Source organism: Serratia sp. 3ACOL1 (genome assembly GCF_003668775.1).
In the GTDB taxonomy this organism is placed as follows: domain Bacteria; phylum Pseudomonadota; class Gammaproteobacteria; order Enterobacterales; family Enterobacteriaceae; genus Chania; species Chania fonticola.
The window spans coordinates 236,180-253,697 of sequence record NZ_CP033055.1; the positions used below are offsets into that span (position 1 = coordinate 236,180).

The 17,518-nt window shown below is 53.8% G+C and carries 17 protein-coding genes and 1 pseudogene; 10 read left to right on the forward strand and 8 right to left on the reverse strand.

Going from position 1 to position 17,518, the window contains the following annotated elements; all coding sequences use genetic code 11:
* Positions 1–60: 60 nt before the first annotated feature.
* From tcuA to D9980_RS01190, 10 genes and pseudogenes are all read left to right on the forward strand, one after another.
* The gene (gene tcuA / locus D9980_RS01145) at positions 61–1,464 is read left to right on the forward strand and encodes an FAD-dependent tricarballylate dehydrogenase TcuA (RefSeq protein WP_121606166.1); all 1,404 of its coding nucleotides are present in this window, start codon (positions 61–63) and stop codon (positions 1,462–1,464) included.
* On the forward strand, positions 1,451–2,569 hold the full coding sequence (gene tcuB, locus D9980_RS01150) for a tricarballylate utilization 4Fe-4S protein TcuB (RefSeq protein ID WP_121606167.1): 1,119 nt from the start codon (positions 1,451–1,453) through the stop codon (positions 2,567–2,569). The genes tcuA and tcuB overlap by 14 nt, the downstream gene beginning before the upstream one ends.
* A gap of 16 nt (positions 2,570–2,585) precedes the next feature.
* A pseudogene (locus tag D9980_RS01155) lies at positions 2,586–2,804 on the forward strand (citrate-proton symporter); the annotation flags it as partial.
* A gap of 105 nt (positions 2,805–2,909) precedes the next feature.
* Complete coding sequence (locus D9980_RS01160; protein WP_121606168.1) at positions 2,910–3,881, forward strand: phosphotriesterase; 972 nt, start codon at positions 2,910–2,912, stop codon at positions 3,879–3,881.
* Positions 3,882–3,890: 9 nt separating this feature from the next.
* A complete protein-coding gene (locus D9980_RS01165; RefSeq protein WP_121606169.1) occupies positions 3,891–4,652 on the forward strand; it encodes a creatininase family protein in 762 nt (253 codons plus the stop codon).
* Positions 4,624–5,058 carry a PTS sugar transporter subunit IIA gene (locus tag D9980_RS01170; protein WP_121606170.1) on the forward strand — a complete coding sequence of 145 codons (435 nt, stop codon included), beginning with the start codon at positions 4,624–4,626 and terminating at the stop codon, positions 5,056–5,058. The genes D9980_RS01165 and D9980_RS01170 overlap by 29 nt, the downstream gene beginning before the upstream one ends.
* 75 nt (positions 5,059–5,133) lie before the next feature.
* Positions 5,134–5,415 carry a PTS sugar transporter subunit IIB gene (locus tag D9980_RS01175; protein ID WP_024484933.1) on the forward strand — a complete coding sequence of 94 codons (282 nt, stop codon included), beginning with the start codon at positions 5,134–5,136 and terminating at the stop codon, positions 5,413–5,415.
* A gap of 2 nt (positions 5,416–5,417) precedes the next feature.
* On the forward strand, positions 5,418–6,728 hold the full coding sequence (locus D9980_RS01180; RefSeq protein WP_024484934.1) for a PTS ascorbate transporter subunit IIC: 1,311 nt from the start codon (positions 5,418–5,420) through the stop codon (positions 6,726–6,728).
* A gap of 17 nt (positions 6,729–6,745) precedes the next feature.
* Positions 6,746–7,486 carry a sugar isomerase domain-containing protein gene (locus D9980_RS01185; RefSeq protein ID WP_024484935.1) on the forward strand — a complete coding sequence of 247 codons (741 nt, stop codon included), beginning with the start codon at positions 6,746–6,748 and terminating at the stop codon, positions 7,484–7,486.
* A 13-nt stretch (positions 7,487–7,499) separates the two neighbouring features.
* Positions 7,500–8,255: a GntR family transcriptional regulator gene (locus D9980_RS01190; RefSeq protein ID WP_024484936.1), complete on the forward strand. Its 756-nt coding sequence runs from the start codon at positions 7,500–7,502 to the stop codon at positions 8,253–8,255.
* 41 nt (positions 8,256–8,296) lie between these two features.
* On the opposite strand, the gene D9980_RS01195 is transcribed toward D9980_RS01190, so the two are convergent.
* From D9980_RS01195 to D9980_RS01230, 8 genes are all read right to left on the reverse strand, one after another.
* Positions 8,297–9,160, reverse strand: a complete 864-nt coding sequence (locus D9980_RS01195; protein WP_121606171.1) for a ribokinase — start codon at positions 9,158–9,160, stop codon at positions 8,297–8,299.
* Between the two features lies 1 nt (position 9,161).
* Positions 9,162–10,019, reverse strand: a complete 858-nt coding sequence (locus D9980_RS01200) for a MurR/RpiR family transcriptional regulator (RefSeq protein WP_024484938.1) — start codon at positions 10,017–10,019, stop codon at positions 9,162–9,164.
* On the reverse strand, positions 10,019–10,990 hold the full coding sequence (locus D9980_RS01205) for an ABC transporter permease (protein WP_024484939.1): 972 nt from the start codon (positions 10,988–10,990) through the stop codon (positions 10,019–10,021). Before D9980_RS01205 ends, D9980_RS01200 begins: the two co-directional genes overlap by 1 nt.
* A 41-nt stretch (positions 10,991–11,031) precedes the next feature.
* Positions 11,032–12,525, reverse strand: coding sequence for a sugar ABC transporter ATP-binding protein (locus tag D9980_RS01210; RefSeq protein ID WP_121606172.1), 1,494 nt, complete (start codon positions 12,523–12,525; stop codon positions 11,032–11,034).
* A 19-nt stretch (positions 12,526–12,544) separates the two neighbouring features.
* Positions 12,545–13,585 (reverse strand): substrate-binding domain-containing protein, encoded by a 1,041-nt coding sequence (locus D9980_RS01215; RefSeq protein ID WP_024484941.1) that lies wholly within the window; start codon positions 13,583–13,585, stop codon positions 12,545–12,547.
* Between the two features lie 65 nt (positions 13,586–13,650).
* Entirely contained in the window at positions 13,651–14,631 is a 981-nt protein-coding gene (locus tag D9980_RS01220) for a TIM barrel protein (RefSeq protein WP_024484942.1), read from the reverse strand.
* Between the two features lie 584 nt (positions 14,632–15,215).
* Positions 15,216–16,586 carry a C4-dicarboxylate transporter DcuC gene (gene dcuC / locus D9980_RS01225; protein ID WP_024484943.1) on the reverse strand — a complete coding sequence of 457 codons (1,371 nt, stop codon included), beginning with the start codon at positions 16,584–16,586 and terminating at the stop codon, positions 15,216–15,218.
* Between the two features lie 9 nt (positions 16,587–16,595).
* Entirely contained in the window at positions 16,596–17,423 is an 828-nt protein-coding gene (locus D9980_RS01230; RefSeq protein WP_162304217.1) for an alpha/beta fold hydrolase, read from the reverse strand.
* Between the last annotated feature and the right edge of the window lie 95 nt (positions 17,424–17,518).

The following is a 17,518-nucleotide window of genomic DNA, read 5'->3' on the forward strand; positions in this document are numbered from 1 at the left end:
CTGGTCTTTATGCCAAAGGTTACATTTTAGTCACAAAAGGATAACACCGAGAGTGTGACTATGTTTGATGTTGTGGTCATTGGCGGGGGCAATGCGGCACTGTGTGCCGCCCTCACCGCGCGGGAAAGGGGGGCCTCAGTATTGCTGTTGGAGGCGGCTCCCAAGGAGTGGCGCGGTGGTAATTCTCAACATACCCGTAATTTACGCTGCATGCACGATGCGCCGCAGGATGTGTTGGTGGGCAGCTATCCCGAAGAAGAGTACTGGCAAGACCTGCTGAAGGTCACCGGTGGACTGACCAACGAACCGCTGGCCAGAATGGTGATCCGGGCGTCATCGACCTGCCGGGGCTGGATGAAAAAGCACGGCGTCCATTTTCAGCCGCCACTGTCCGGCGCCTTGCATGTGGCCCGTACCAATGCCTTCTTTATGGGTGGGGGCAAGGCCTTGGTGAACGCTTACTACCGCAGTGCTGAAAAAATGGGCGTGGTGATCCGCTATCTCAGCCCGGTTGATGTCATCGAGTTACAAGATGGGCAATTTGTTGCGGTACGGATTGGCGACCAACGAATTGAAGCCCGCGCCTGTGTGCTAGCCGCGGGTGGGTTTGAATCCAACCGTGAGTGGCTGCGTGAGGCCTGGGGGAAGAATGACGCAGGTGAATGGCCAGCAGATAACTTTCTGATCCGTGGTACCCGTTTTAATCAAGGGGTGTTGCTCAAGTTTATGATGGAGGCGGGGGCCGATGTGATTGGTGACCCTTCCCAATCTCACTGCGTGGCTATTGATGCTCGCGCCCCGTTGTATGACGGCGGGATTTGCACCCGCGTCGACTGTGTTTCGCTGGGGATCATGCTCAATCGTCAGGCGCAGCGTTTTTATGATGAAGGGGAAGATTTCTGGCCTAAACGCTATGCGATCTGGGGTCGTCTGGTTGCGCAGCAGCCCGGCCAAATCGGCTATTCCATCATTGATAGCAAAGCCATCGGGCGCTTTATGCCACCGGTTTTCCCAGGTGTGAAAGCCGATAACCTGCACGATCTTGCCATGCAATTAGAGCTGGATCCCGCCCAGTTTGTAAAAACCATCGAAACCTATAACCGCGCATGTCAGCCAGGTACGTTCAATCATACCCTGTTGGACGATTGCCGTACCGAAGGTCTTACTCCGGCGAAAACGCATTGGGCTTTGCCCATCGACACGCCACCTTTCTTTGGTTACGCCTTACGACCCGGCATCACCTTTACCTATTTGGGGCTGAAAGTGAATGAACATGCCGCCGTGCATTTTAACGGCCAACCTAGCCGCAACCTGTTTGTGGCCGGAGAAATGATGGCCGGCAACGTGCTGGGTAAGGGCTACACCGCTGGTGTGGGAATGTCTATTGGCACTGTCTTTGGCCGTATCGCCGGTCATCAATCGGCACTGGCCGCACAGCGAGAGGCTAATTATGAAACAGCTTGAGTCGTTAATCCGCGAGGCGCAATCCCTGACCGACAACGAGCAGGAGGTCGAGCGGGTGATGCAAATCTGCAACGCCTGCCGCTACTGTGAGGGCTTTTGTGCCGTCTTTCCCGCCATGACCTACCGGCTGACGTTCGGCAAGGCTGATATCAACTATCTGGCCAACCTGTGCCATAACTGCGGTGCCTGTCTGCACGCCTGCCAGTATGCGCCACCTCATGAGTTTGGCGTTAATGTGCCGCAGGCGATGGCTAAGGTACGCGTCGAGACCTATCAGGAATACGCCTGGCCAGCCAGCTTTGGCATGTTGTACAAGCGGGCGGGAATGGCGGTGGTGCTGGCATTGGCCTTTGGCATCGGGTTGTTTCTGCTGTTGGTGATGGCGCTTAACGGCAGCCTGCTCCATCAACCGCTGGCCGGTGATTTTTATCAGATATTCCCCCATAACTTGCTGGCGGGGATGTTTGGCAGCGTGTTTGTATTTTCGCTGTGTTCGTTACTGTTCAGCACCCGTAAGTTCTGGCGGGAGATCTCATCGGTGGCGGGCAGCCTGCCTGCGCTGGCAGAAACCACCCGTAATGTGCTGACGCTAACCTATCTGGATGGCGGACACGGCGAGGGCTGTAACGATGAGGACGACGCCTTCACCCTGCGGCGGCGCCGTTTTCATCACTTCACGTTTTACGGCTTTATGCTGTGCTTTGCCTCAACCATAGTGGCCACCGGCTATCACTTTTTGCTGGGGCAAGAAGCGCCATATGACTTGCTGAGTTTACCGGTGATCTTGGGCACGCTGGGGGGCATAGGGCTGATTATTGGCCCGGCAGGCCTGCTGTGGCTTAACTTGCGCCGCAACCCGGCCCACGGTGATGCGGCACAAAAGCCGATGGACCGGGGTTTTATCCTGTTATTGCTGTTGGTGAGTATTACCGGTATCGCCTTGCTGGTTGGCCGTGATACTTCGCTGATGGGGGCATTACTGGCGGTGCATCTGGGGGCCGTGATGGCGCTGTTTTTAACCCTGCCTTACGGCAAGTTTGCCCATGGTTTTTATCGTACCGCGGCGTTATTAAAGTGGGCGATAGAAAAAAGGCGTAAAGCCTGATTCGACTTTCAACTTCTGGTTACCGATCGGCGGGGCCATTTCCGACTGCATTGGCCGCAGAGCGGTATTAATGACCATCACGGTGCTGGCGTTACTGACCACTTACCCGGCGTTGGAATGGCTGACCCAGGCGCCGAGCTTTGAACGCATGACGATAGTGTTGCTGTGGCTGTCATTTTTCTTTGGCATGTATAGCGGCGCTATGGCGTGGCCATTATTGTTTATCAGGCAAGTGGTTCGCTAGCAGATTGGTTAATTTGCGAACTTGATCACTTGACTGATCAAGTGATCCTGGCCTATGTTGAAGCTACCTTCTTTTCCGTTCCAGGGAGCCGTTCTCATGGGATCCATCCGCACGTTAAATGGTGATATTGCCGCCAGCCAGCTCGGTGTAACCTACAGCCACGATCATATTTACTGTATTCCTCCCTACTGGGCAGAGCGTGGGGATGACGATCTATTACTGGATGATCCGCAGGCTTCAGAGCAAGAACTGGCAGATTTCCATCAGGCCGGCGGCAATGCCATTTATGACGCCACGGCTCCCGATTATGGCCGTCAGGTGGTTGCCGTAGCCGAAATGGCCAAGCGGCAGCAGGTGCATATCATTGCCACCGCCGGGTTTAACAAAGGGTTCCTGTGGAGCAGCAAGCGGCCTGGATCGACGCAAAGCTTTGCAGAATGGATCGAAGGGGCTTCGATTGATGAACTGGTTGAACACGTTAGCCGTGAAGTCACTGAAGGTATCGAAGGCAGCGATTATCGCGCTGGCGTGGTGAAATGCGGCACCGGCTATAACACCATCTCCCCGCTGGAACGGAAAACCATGGAAGTCATCGTAAGGGCACAGCTTTGTACTGGAGCCCCGATGCATAGCCATACGGAAATGGGCACTATGGGATTAGAGCAGGCGCAGATATTTCAAGGTTTGGGGCTGGATTTGTCCCGCCTGTGCTTCGCTCATATGGATCGTAACCCCGATCCGTGGCTCCACCGTCAGATTGCCAACACCGGGGCATTTCTCTCTTTTGACGGTATGAGCCGGATAAAATATTACCCAGAACATATCCGCACCCAGGCCATCTTGGCGCTGTGCCAACGTGGCTACCAGAAACAAATTCTCATCGGCGGTGATTTCGCCCGTAAATCCATGAGTGCCCACTACGGTAAAGGCGGTCTGGGGCTGAAGTTTATTCTGGCCGACTGGCGGCCAAGATTTATCGAGGAGGCCCAAGAGGCAGGGTTTGATGGCGAAGCATTGCTGCATGATTTCTTCGTAGAAAATCCGGCACGCTACTTTGCTTTTGGCTAAGGAGGCCTCATGAAACTGCATGAGTTGAACGAGCAGCAGGCCAGGCAGGCGTTGGCGAAAGCACAGATAGCATTATTGCCGCTAGGTGCAGTGGAGCCTCATGGCGACCACCTGCCGTTGGATACCGATAATTTATTGGCTGAACGATTTTGCGCCTTGCTGGATGAGCAACTGGGGGAGGCAGTGCTAAGCCTGCCGGTGGTGTCCTACAGCCAGGTGTGGTCACTGCGTGGGCACGCAGGAGCGATCGATATTGGTAACGATCTGTTGACGCAATTATTGCTCTCGCTAGCACGCAATATGGCCGGTTACGCGATTACCACCACTGCGGTAATCAATGCGCACTACGGCAATTTTGATGCCATCAAGGCCGCCGCCAGGCAGTTGAAGGAGGAGGGTATCACGTTGCTCAGCTATAGCTGGGCCGGGATGGACAGCTGCGCCCAGCGGTTAAGAACTTCTGCGGTTGCCTATCCCGGCTACATGCATGCAGACGAGATTGAAACCTCGTTGATGCTGGCATTGGCCCCCGAACACGTCGAGATGACGCTGGCACGTTCGCACTACCCAGAATTTCCAGAGAATTTCCGCTATCAGCCCGTGCACTGGACGGAGTTTTCCGACTATGCGGTACTCGGTGATCCAGGCTGCGCCAACGAGGAAAAAGGGCTGGCTTTGGTACAGCACGCCTTGCAGACAACTCTGGCTTCCATCCGTCACCATTTAGCTGCAGGAGGCACTGATGATCGTTCGCCAGGCAATACTTATTGATAACTCGGCCAGTACTGCCGCAGACGCGATTCAGGCAGCGGGTCAGGCGCTTTGCCAGTCTGGTGCTTGCCGCCCGGAATATGTTGAGGCAATGGTGGCCAGCTACCAGGAGTTTGGTCCTTATTTTGTGATTGCCCCTGGATTGGCCATGCCGCATGCCCGTCCAGAGCAAGGGGCGATTAAAGCGCAGTTGAGTCTGGTGCGGCTGCGTGAACCGGTAGCGTTTGGCCACACAGAAAACGATCCGGTACAGGTTTTGCTGGGGCTGTCAGCTACCAGCAGCGAGCGGCATATTCAACTGATCCAGCATATCGTCACCCTGCTGGCAGACGAAAATAACCTGCATACCCTAATGAATTCCCGCGACCCTGAGCAGCTTTATCAACTGATAGCCGGCGCGGGGTAACTCTCCTCACGGTTCAACTGTCACTTGAAATCCCCAGGGTAGCGATTTTGAAGGTTCAACTCGGAGCGAATACTAATGAAAATTCTGACGGTATGCGGTTTAGGCATGGGATCAAGCCTGATATTAAAAATGAACGTGGAAGCGGTATTAAAACAGCATGGGATCCAGGCTTCGGTGGAACATATGGATGTCTCTTCGGCGGCCTCGGCCAGTGCCGATCTGGTGATCACCAATGCCGAGCTGGTGGATAACCTGCAGCATCTCTCTTGCCCGGTGTCGGTCGTCAATAACTACATCGACAGCAAAGAGATCGCCCTGGCGCTGGAACAGGCCGGCATTATTAAGCAGGGGGAATAGCCATGAGCGAATTTCTGGGGGTATTGCGCTGGATCACGGTCAATATTTTTGGGGAAGCGTCTATTCTAATCGGCCTGATTGTGCTGCTGGGCTTGGTGTTACAAGGTAAACCGCTGGCGGATATTGTTTCTGGTACCTTGAAAGGCATTTTGGGGTTTCTGATTATCGGGGCAGGGGCGGGGATTATCGTCTCGGCCTTGCTCATCTTCCAGCCCATTTGGACGGAAGTGTTTGGCCTGAGTTCGATGAATCTGACGAATATTATCGGCCAGGTACATTTCTCCGAACGCTATGGCAGCAGCGTAACTATCGCCATTGCTGGCGGGTTTGCGCTTAACCTGCTGCTGGCTCGGCTGACCCGCTTTAAATATATCTATCTGACTGGCCACATGATGTTCTGGACCACGATGATTTTTGCCGGGGTGATGGTTAACAGTAATCCGGCCATTTCCGGCCTGCAACTGACGTTGATGCTGACGGTGATCATGGGGCTTTACTGGACGTTGCAGCCAGCGCTGGTACAACCCTGGGTGCGCAAGATCACCGGCAACGACAACGTGGCATTGGGGCACACCTCTGCCTCTGTGGCTTTGCTAGGGGCGTTGTTTGGCCAGATTTTCGCGGCCAACAAAATCAGCTCTGAAGATATCAAAGTACCGAAAAAACTGGGATTTCTGCGGGATTCTAACGTGGTGACCGCATTGACCATGTCGCTGCTGTTCTTTATTGGGACCTTTATTCTGCAAATCAAAGGTACGCCAAAAGCGGCTGAAATCCTGGCGCAGTCTGGCGACCTGAGTTTCTACATCTATGCGCTGAAACAGTCACTGATGTTTACCGGTGGTATTGCCGTGGTGTTGCTCGGCGTGCGGATGTTCATCGGTGAAATGGTGCCAGCGTTTAACGGTATCGGTTCACGCCTGGTGCCCGGAGCCAAACCTGCACTCGACTGCCCAATCCTGTTCAACTTTGCCCCCAATGCGGTGGTGTTAGGCTTTGTCGGTGCCTTTATCGGCTCGCTGTTGTGGCTCACCCTGATCGGCCGCTATACCGGCTACGTGTTTATCCCCAGCATGATCGTGATTTTCTTCCATGCCGGTACGGCAGGGGTATTTGGCAATATCACCGGCGGCTATAAAGGGGCGCTGTTGGCCGGATTTATTACCTCGACCGTGGTGGCCTGGGGGCAATATTTCTGTGTCAGCTATTTTATCAACGACACCATTCCCGACACCGCTCTGTGGGCCGGTGACAGCGATATGTTTGTGCTGGCACCGCTGATTGCGGCTTTAACCAGGCTGCTAACATTCTGATGTTGAGAGGGAAGGCTATGAGTAAAGCGTTGACCCAGTATTATGAGCAAATCCGGCAGAAGCTGGCCCAGTTGGAATCGCAGCCAGACACGATAAACCGTGCGGCGCAGATGATGGCGGACACGGTGCTGGCCGAGAGGGATCTGTTCGTTTTCGGTGCCAGCCATGCCGGCATTCTGGCCGAGGAGATGAGCTACCGGGCCGGTGGCTTGGCTATCGTTAATCCTTTATTTACCCCTGCACTGATGCTCAATGTCCGGCCATTGACGCTGACCAGCGCGGTGGAAAACGTTGAAGGCCTGGGACGGGTGTTGATCGAGCAATCACCGCTGCAAGCGGGGGATACGCTGCTGATCCACTCGGTTTCTGGCCGCAACGCCATTACCATCGATGTCGCGCTGGCCGCTCTGAAGGTTGGCGCGAAGGTGATTGCCATCACCAGTCTGGCCACCGCGGCCAGGGTGACATCCCGACACTCCAGCGGCAAGCTGTTGGTGGATATCGCCGATATCACCATTGATAACCAATGCGAGTATGGTGATGCCGCCGTCAGCCTGCCGGGATTGGCCCAGAAGGCGGCACCGCTCTCAACCATTATGGGGGCAACTATTGCCAACAGTCTGGTACTGCGGATCTGTGAACTGATGCAGCAGAAACAGCGCACTCCGCCGATCCTGGCAAGCGCAAACATAGACGGCAATCAGCAGATAAATCAGGATATACTTGACGCTTACAGGAGCCAAATACACTACCTCTGAGCGGAGCATCAGTATGTTTGAGTCGGATGGACTGCCACTGTATCTCAGGATAAAAGGCATTATCCTGCAACGGATTATCACCTTTACCTATGACGATAAACTCCCCGGCGAGTTACTGCTTGCCGATGAGTTTAAGGTCGCCCGCGGGACCATCAAGCAAGCGATCGATTCACTGGCCAGTGTTGGCATGGTGCATCGGGAGCAGGGCAAAGGGACCTTCATCAATCGTGATGCGTTGCATAAACACTACACCGATCTGCCAGATGTCCTGCTGAGCTTTAATTCGGCTATGCCGGTTGAAGTAGAAATCCTTTCCCTGTTATCGACCATGGCCGATCAAGAGGTGGCTGAACGGATGCATCTGGATTTAGGCCACCAACTGATGCGTCTTGAGCGGTTGTTCATGCAGGGGGAGAAAGTGGTGGGCCATTCGATCACCCACTTGAATGGACGGGTGTATAACGATCTGAGTCATGTTGACGGAAGCAGCCCGCTGTATGAACAACTACGAGAAACGTTCGGTTATTCACCAACCAAGGCAACGGAACGTTATTTACCGATGATCTGCGATGCCAAACTGGCCAGCTTGCTGAACATCGAGCAAGGCTCGGCTTTGTTCAGGGTTGAGCGGACCGCCAGTAATCTGGACGATGTGGTACTTGAATACAGCATCACTCATACTCAGGATGCTGCACTGTCGTTACAGATCGTCGCTAATCAGAGCGTGGTGAACCAGCAATGGAACTGCACCATTAATAAGGCGCCGTGAGTTGATAGCCCCCTTTCCGCGCAAGAGAGGGGGCGCCGAATTCAGCGGGTGGGGTGGGAAACGTGTTCGGCGGCAGCCTTGTTCGCTCTAGCCACTGCCTGCGGTAATGTTTGCCCTTGTAACAACGAGGCGCACAACATGCCCATAAAACAGTCACCGGCACCGTGAGTGCTGACCAGCTCGACCTTCAGCGCCGGAAGGGATTGGCTGCTGCTACCGGCCTCACAGAAGGCGACGCCATGTTCACCCGCAGTGACCACCACGGCCTTAAAACTAGCGCTCAATGCCTCGGCAGCCATACAGGCCTGCTGCAAATCGTTGACCGTAATGCCACTAAGATCGCGTGCTTCAACCGCATTGACCACCAGCAGATCGATGCAAGCCTGGAGCTGTGCGCTGAGTTCACGGGCCGGAGCGGCGTTCAGGCAGACCAACGCACCGTGATTTTTGGCCTGTTTGGCGGCAACCAGGTTAATCGCTTCGGGCACTTCGTTTTGTAGTAACAGCATGCCGGTATCTTGCCAGAGGTTACCCTGATCCAACTGCTGGGGAGCGATCAGGTTGTTGGCATTCGAGACCACCACTGCACCATAATCACCTTCGGCATCCATGATAGCGACGCTCATACCGGAAGGTGCCGCCGAGGTTATCTCGACGTGGCGCGTATCAACCTGGTTTTCCATTAGCACCGCGAGCAGGAATCTACCCGGATCGTCAGCGCCTACCGCGCCAACGAAGCTGACCTGCGCCCCCGACTTGGCTGCCGAAACCGCTTGATTGCCCCCTTTGCCACCAAATTTATAGGCGCAACTGCTACCGATCACCGTTTCGCCTTTTTCTGGCCGATGGGGCGCCTGCAGCATAATGTCGTAATGAAGACTGCCAGCGACTACGATTTTACTCATGTTAGTATTCTCTTAAATCACGGACCGCCTGCTGGGTTTTCATCAGATTCTTTTCAGCCTGCTTCAAATCCTTTTTCGCAATCGCCACAAACAGTGCATCAAGGATATTAAGTTGAGCAATGCGTGCCGCTGCGTTTTCCCCAAGCAAATGCGAACCCTGTGAGGTTGAATTGAGAACCACATGCGCATTACGCGCAATGGGCGACTCGGCATAATTGCTGATGGCAATCACCTTGGCACCGTTGCGCGCGGCCAGCTTAATGGGATCGTTGACCGCACGGGTAGCGCCGGAATGGCTGATTGCCACCACGGCATCATCATCCGATAAGATCGCAGCAGACATCAGCATGGTGTGGGCATCATCGTAGACCGTCGATTTAATCCCGATCTTTAGCAGCTTATGCGCCAGATCGCGGGCAATGGTGGCCGAACCACCGACGGCATAGAGATCGATGTGCCGAGCCTTGAACAGAATATCTGCGGCGCGGTTAAATTCAGAAACGTCCAGAATAGAAATGGTTTCTTCTATTGCCTGAATCGACGTTTTGAATACCTTTTCCAGTAATTGCTCCGACGAATCATCAGGCTCAATTTCTGCATGCAAACTTGCTACTTCAGAATAGTTATAGTAAATCAAACTGCTTCTGAACTCTCTGAAGCCAGAGAAGTTGAGCTTTTTTGCCAGTTTAACGACCATCCCCTCAGAAACTTTATTTTCCAGCGCAATCTCTTTTAATGAGGTTTGCTCGGATAAATCAGTTTTCGAGGTGATCGAGTCCACCACTTTTCTTTCCAGTGGCGTCAGTTGTGGCAATCTCATGCGAATTTGAGCGCCAATTGCTCGCGGATCCTGCTTCATTACTTGCCTCTTGTCGCTCGGTCAATCAACATGGCTATGATAATAATAAGCCCTGTGGCAAGCAATTGATAAAACGCCTGAATATTTAGCAACGTCAATCCGTTACGTAACGAGCCCAGAATGATGGCGCCGATCAGCGTGCCGATCACACTGCCTTTGCCCCCCATCAAGGATGCCCCACCTATAGCGGCAGCCGCGATGGCATCCAATTCCCACAGGTTGCCCATTGTCGGTTCGGCAGCACCCAGGCGGCCAATCAGGATCAGTGAAGCCAGCGAGGCCAACACGCCGGAAATCACAAACACCGTCACTTTGGTTCTTTTTACCGGTACACCGGCTACGCGTGCAGCCTCTTCGTTACCGCCAACCGCCAGAATATATTCCCCCAGCGGAGTTTTATTCATCACCACCCACAGGATGATGGCGATGGTAACCACAATCACGATCGGGCTTGGCACACCGAAAATTTCGCTGTTGATGAAATTACGAAACTCCATTGGGATGCCGAAGATAGGGTTGCCGTTGGTAAAGATCAGTGCCATGGCCCGGAACAGCGAGAGGCCGCCCAGGGTGACAATGAAAGGCTGTAATCCGGCGTAGGCTACCAGCGTGCCGCTGAAAACCCCACACAGTGCGCCCACACCCAAGGTTGCCATTATCGCCAGCGGTACGGGCACCCCAGCGACCATCAGCGTAGCACCCAGCACCGCGGATAACGCCGCCGTTGGCCCCACCGAGAGATCGATACCGCCGGAGATAATCACCAGCGTCATGCCCAGGGCAATAATGCCGTTGATCGACGATTGCTGTAAAATATTCAGCAGGTTAGGCACCGTTAAAAAACCCGGTGACAGCAGCGAGAAGGTGACCACAATGATCAGTAAACCAATCAGTGTGCCCGCATCACGCAGATTAAACTTGAATAGCGCCGAGGACGGCACTTTAGGCTGAGCCTTACCCTGAGTTATCATAATGATTGCCTTAATAAAAATGTAAGATACAGAAGCCGTTTTTAATTCAGATCGTTAATCGCATAACGAGCGATATTTTCTTCTGTAATATCGTCGCCTTTGAGTTCCCGGGTAATTTTCCCTTCGCGCATCACCAGTACCCGATCGGAGATACGAATAATTTCTGGCATTTCGGATGAGACCACTACAATAGCCTTTCCTTGCTTGGCGAGTTTTTCGATTAAATTATAAATTTCTGATTTGGCGCCGATATCGATCCCACGCGTGGGCTCATCAAATAAAAATACTTTATTATCTGCCGCGACCCACCGGCCAATAATGACCTTTTGCTGATTACCGCCACTCAAGGTGCCGATGGGTTTATCAATATTCAGCGGGCGCAGGTTTAAGTCGGTCATCACTTCCAGGGCCAACTGGTTTAGTTTGGTTTTTTTTAACCAGCCGTAACGGGTGAAGTTACTCATCGAGGGCAGCGCCATATTCATTTTTACCGCTCGCTCTTTAATAATACCCTCTTTTTTGCGATCTTCCGGCACCAAACCGATGCCAGCCTTGATTGCCGAGCTGACATTAAGCTTTTTCACCGGCGAGCCTTCAACCAACACCTGGCCGCTGGTTTTGGCGTCGATACCGGCGATCAGCTTCAGTAGCTCGGTACGGCCTGCGCCGACCAAGCCTGCGATCCCCAGCACTTCTCCTGCCTGTACGCTGAAGCTGGCTGACAGTACGGCTTTGTCGCGTCCAAGGTCTTCTACGCGCAAAATTTCTTTGTCGGTGACATAAGAGTGATGCTGTACTTTCTCAATCTTGCGTCCGACCATTTTGGTGACGATGGTTTCTTCCGTTTCGTCGCAGATATTGACTACGCCGACCTGTTTACCATCGCGTAAAATCGTGGCGCGATCGCAGACTTTAAAAATCTCATTCATCTTATGCGAGACATAAATCAGCGCGACGTTCATCGATTTAAGATCGGCGATCAACTCGGCCAGCCGATCAAATTCCCTTGGCGTCAGGCTGGACGTTGGCTCATCCATCGCAATGATTTTGGCCTCATCCAGTAATGCCCGGGCAATTTCGACGATCTGCTGCTGAGAGACCTTCAGATTCTTGATTGGCTCGTTCGGGTCGATGGTGGGATCGAGCCGTCTCAGGATCGCCTTTGCCCTTGCGTACTGGGCTTTCTTATCCACGAACAGGCCCTGGCACTGGGTCAGCGGCCTGCCAAGAAACATATTCTGCGCTACGGAGAGTTCAGGAACATGCTGCAATTCCTGATGGATCATGGCGATCCCCGCCTGGCGTGCGGAAAGCGGGTTTTTCATCAGGATCGTTTGACCTTCAACCTGGATTTCACCAGAGTCAGCTGCCCGTACTCCAGAGAGAATATTCAGCAGCGTCGATTTCCCTGCGCCGTTTTCCCCGATTAAGGCATGGACTTCCCCGTGCCTGACCGAAAAATCTACGTCCTGAACCGCAGCCGCGCTGCCGTAGGTTTTATTAATGCCACGCATCGTTAAACAAAACTGTTCCATAAACCCTCCGTCGCCTGGCTTATTGCTGTACCAGCAGTTGGCGCAGTTTCTCGTTGTCTTTGGTGGAGAAAGCATCCGCGTTTTCTTTGGTGATCAAAGCCTGTGGGGTGGAGACTACGCGTGAAATTTTCTGCCCGTCGATAAGGCGCAACATTACTTCCATCGCCACTTCGCCAGTCAGTACTGGGAAGCTGTCCACTGTGCCGGTCAACTCACCGCGTTTGATGGAAGCATAGGCATCGGAAATCCCATCGGTACCAAACACTGCGACCTGGTTGGTTTTACCCTGTGCGCGAACCGCTTCAACCACTCCGAGTGCCATACCGTCGTTGTTGGCGTAGAAACCAACCATATCCGGATGCTGCTGCAAGATAGTGGTGGCGGCGTTATAGGCATTTTCCCGGCTCCAGTTGGCTGGCACGCTGGCGACTACGGTGAACTTGCCGTTGGCACCAATGGTTTCCTTGAACCCCTTGGTTCGCTGTGTGGCGGCATAAACGCCAGCCTGGCCTTCGATCACCGCGACTTTGCCACCTTCCGGATGATGCTGGATAAACCAGTTGGCGACCCGGACACCGTTATCTTTCTGTACGTTACCTACATAATGGGCGGCACTGGGCATGACGGCGTCGTTGACGTTGACTACCGGGATGCCCTTGCTTTTCGCTACTTCATAGGCGGGTTGCAGGTTGGCGTCCGTTTGCGGAGAAACCAGCAGGCCATTAAAGCCTTGGGAAATCAATGTTTCCGCGATCGAGAGTTGGCCTAGCTGATCGTCTTCATTGGCTGCGGCCTGATAGGCCACCATAAAGCCGTACTTTTTGGCCGTGGTTTGGTAGCCTTCCCCCAGGGAACGCCAATATTCGTTGGTAAGGGTTTTGGATACGCCGCCGATCTTCAGCTTGCTGTCCACCGCTGGCATGGGGCCATATTTGGCACTAAGCTCGGTCCAATCGGTACGGTCGGGTTCGGTATCAGACTGTAACGGTGGCAGATCGGCAGCATAGACACTGGTGCAAAACAGGGTAGAGGCGAGTACAGAAAGTAAGTGCTTTTTCATCTTCTTCTATCCTTGGTGCTGTGAGTTATTATTAGAGGCACCCGTTGGGCGCCCGGTTGCTGGTTCTATTTCGCCAGCATGATGTCGTTAACAATTTGCTGTGAGGCAACGGCGTCTTGCTTGCTGATGGCGCTCATCAACTCAGGGTTATTGTCGAGCTGCTTGCACAGTTTCAGCAGGCGGGTCACCGTTGCGATATTGGTTTCGGCTTCACGCACCGGATCCAGGCCGCTGGCGTCTGGGAAGGTGTCAAAATAGTAAGCCCCCGTGTAGCCGTCACGCTGCATCTGCCAGAGGAATTCCAGCGTCGCCCGTGGGTTGACCGAAGCCACCATCAGGCCATCGTCGCGTTTGCCCCAGCCATCGTTCAGATCAAGACCCATAAGGCGAGAGCGGCGGGCGACCATGGCGGCGGCAAAGGCCGGGATCTCGTTGGCAAACAGCACGTGGGCAAAGTCGAGCGTGATACCCAGATTCGCACAGCCAGCTTCTTCAACCGCTAGCAGGCAGGTGGTGACGTTGGGAAAAATGCTGTAGGCCCGTGGCTCATTAGGTTTGTATTCGATACTGATATCGACATCTGGAGCATATTCGGCCACTTCACGTACCGCGGAGACGGCGTCTTCCCAGATTTTTTTGTAATCTGCCTGGAAGCAATAATCAAAACCATCCTGGCCCATCCACAGGGTCATTAAACTGGCACCAAACTCACGGCCCGCATCTATCCCACGCTTGGTCAGTTCGATCGCCTGGCGGCGGATTTTTGGGTCCGGATTGGTGAACGCCCCAATCTTGAATTCTGGCGCATCCCAGCGCATTTGCATGCCATTCACCGCCAGGCCAGCCGCTTCGATCTTTTGGCTCATGGTTTTGACATCCTCATTGATGTGCTGAGGGTAGTTTAAATCCAGGTGGGTCAATCCCTTGACCGTTCCGGCCCGCTCAATCATTTGCGATACAGAGGGTTTGCCTTTCAGTTCTGGCCAGTAAAGATTGGCTCCTGAGGCAAAGGAGTTCAAACGGGTGGCGAATTTAAGTTCTGACATGAGGTGTCCTTGGTCAACGGTTCTATAATGTACTTTCCTTCTTCACGATTTTTCGTAAAGTAGTATTTTTCTATCACTGGCCGTTGACAACTGCAAGCTCACTCGTCGTTTTATTAATCACTTTGCGAGGTCATTCACGAAATTTCGTTACAGGAAGGCTTTACCACAGAGGAAATAGCCAGGAGCGAGAGAGGTTGAGACGGTGAGGGGAGCAATACGGTGGGATTGGCAGAGGTGAACATGGGACTAGACAGGCCAGTTGGCTGGCCTGCACTTTACGCGGGTTACACCATTGGGCGGATATAGTCCCACAGGCGTTCCCAGTTAATCAGCACCAATACCACGGTGGCGGAAAACAGAATAAACATGATCTTTGAGAACATGATATCAACACTCCTTGTTAATAAAACGGTATCCCTGCCCGGATTAAGGGCGATTTTCAGGCAGTGTACAGGGGGATAACCAGGCGATATAGAGGCGGTGAAACATTTCAGAAAAGACCAGGTTTATGGTCAATAAATGGACAGTTGGCGAGGGGTTGGTGATAGGGCAGAGATTTCCCTGCCCCGAGTTTTAACACGACGTTAATTCAGGATGCCGTTTAGCACCAGCATGGTGATCATCCCGCCTACAGCGGGGATCAGCGTACGGCGGACAATCATAAACGGCGAGCATTCACCGGCCTTGCTGACGGCAATGATCACCCCGGCCACCGGGGAAATCGATCTTCCCATACCGGCCATCAGTTGCATTGGCAGGATCATGCTGACGGCGCTTTCGCCAAATTTGGCGGCAATGCCTGGAGCCAGCCCGGAGAAGGAGAAGAACGCAGCCACGCCGGAGCCGGTCAGCGCCGCGGTCACGCAGACCAGCAGGGCCATCACTATCGTCATATTGCCAAAACCAAAGCCCGCGGCCTGAACGGTGTGAATAATGAAGTCAACGGCCCCGATGATCTGCAAGCCCTGGGCGAAAACGTCGGCACACACCAGCAGGGAAACGATGCTGGTAAACATGGTGCCCATGCCTTTGAAGAACACCTGGATGCCCTTGCAGGCGGTTTTGAAATCCCTCCGTACCAGCAACTCGCAGAAAAATGCCAACAGGGTGCCGATAATCATCGCCGTCACCACGTCAATCTTGATGCTGCTGATCACCAGCGGGCTGAAGACGATCACCAGTATCACCGGGAACACCGGCAGGAAAGCGTAGAATGCCGGTACCTTGGCTGTATCTTCGCTGGTTGGCTGTTCCACCTGCAGTTGGGTAACGATATGCCCGTCTTTGGCGTCAAAGTAGCGTGCGGTGAAGAAGATCAGTACCGCTACCGCCAGCATCACGCCGGTGGCGACCGGCAGTTGGTAGTGGGCAAAGTAGACTGCGGTTTCCATACCGGCATGTTTGGCTGCCAGGTTGGCGGTGCCCACTGCTGGGCCGAGATCCATAAACGCCGACATGCCGATCATCGAGGCGGCGGCGGCTTTACTGACTCCAAGCCGCACCAATACCGGGAAGAAGGTGACCAACAGCAGCATCGCCAGACCAGCCGCGCTGGAGATCGCCACGTGCAGCAACTGGGATAATATGTAGCCGATGGCCAGGATCAGGTAAGGAGCCTTGATCATCTGCAAGGGTTTGATGCACAGATTTACCATCGAGTTCGACGCTTTGATGTGATCCATATAATCGGCAAAACCGCCCGCCGCCATAATGATCAAACCGATGCCCGCCACCTGGGTGGTCAAAGACTCTTTCACGAAGGCGAAAATATCCCCGCCAACCCAGCCGATGGATTTGGCCTTGCCGTACAATATCGATTGATCGGGAAAGAACACCGCCGTGATCAGCAGCAGGCTCAGCCCCGCCAGCAGTAACACGGTTTGCGGCTGGTAGTTTTTGATAATAAACCAGGCCGCCAAGACGGTAACGATCATCCCGATGATAAATCCAGTCATCATGTCCCCTTATGAGTGTTTGGCAAAAAACTCATGTAATAGCGTGTTGTAATAATCCGGAGCCTGGAAATAAGGCGCATGGCCCATCCCGGGCATCTCGATATGTTGGGTGTAGGGCACCAGTGCCAGCAGATCGGCTTTGAGCTGTGGTTGCACCACGGCGTCTTTTTCACCGGTTAGGATCAGCGTTGGCATCTTGAGCTGGGGCAGTAGCGGGCGGTTGTCGGCTAGCTGCAACATGCGAGTGGCACGCCTCAGGCCTTCCAGGTTGGTGCCTGCTGCAATTTCTGCCGCATAGTCCAGCACTGCCGCAGGTACATCTGGGAACGGCAGCAGATCACGTGCGCGGTTTCTGCCGTAGGCTTCGCGGCCAATTTCGGCGAGCTCTTTCAGCCGCTTTTCCAGCTTTTCCGAACTTGGGGCCGACTCTGGCGCGCCATAGCCGGGATGGGTGCAGGACAACACCAGGCTTTTTACCCGCTCTGGATAGCGGGCGGCGTAGCGGCTGGCAACGGTGCCGCCCATTGAGTGCCCGACGAGGGAAACTTTCTCTGTCCCGCAGTGTTGCACCCACTCATGCAGCATCTGCACAAAAGCGTCGATATCGGCCGGCACCAGCGCGGAGTCGGCATAACCGGGCGCATCCCAGGCCATGACGCGGTAGTGGGGAGAAAAGGCGGCAAACTGGAATGGCCAGGCCTTCGAGCTGCCCAGAATACCGTGTAAAAAGATCAGGGTTTCGCCCTCACCGCAAGCGCGGAAAGATAAATTCCCCTGTGAGGTACGTAGAATTTGCTGCTCAGGGCAAACAGGGATTGCGCTGTTTTCACTGCTCATGATAAAGCCTCTTTTCATTAAATAAACGCCAGAGATGGATTGCTACATGGCATTCTGGTGAGTCAATGCTTAGCCCTGAAGCAACAGGGCTATAA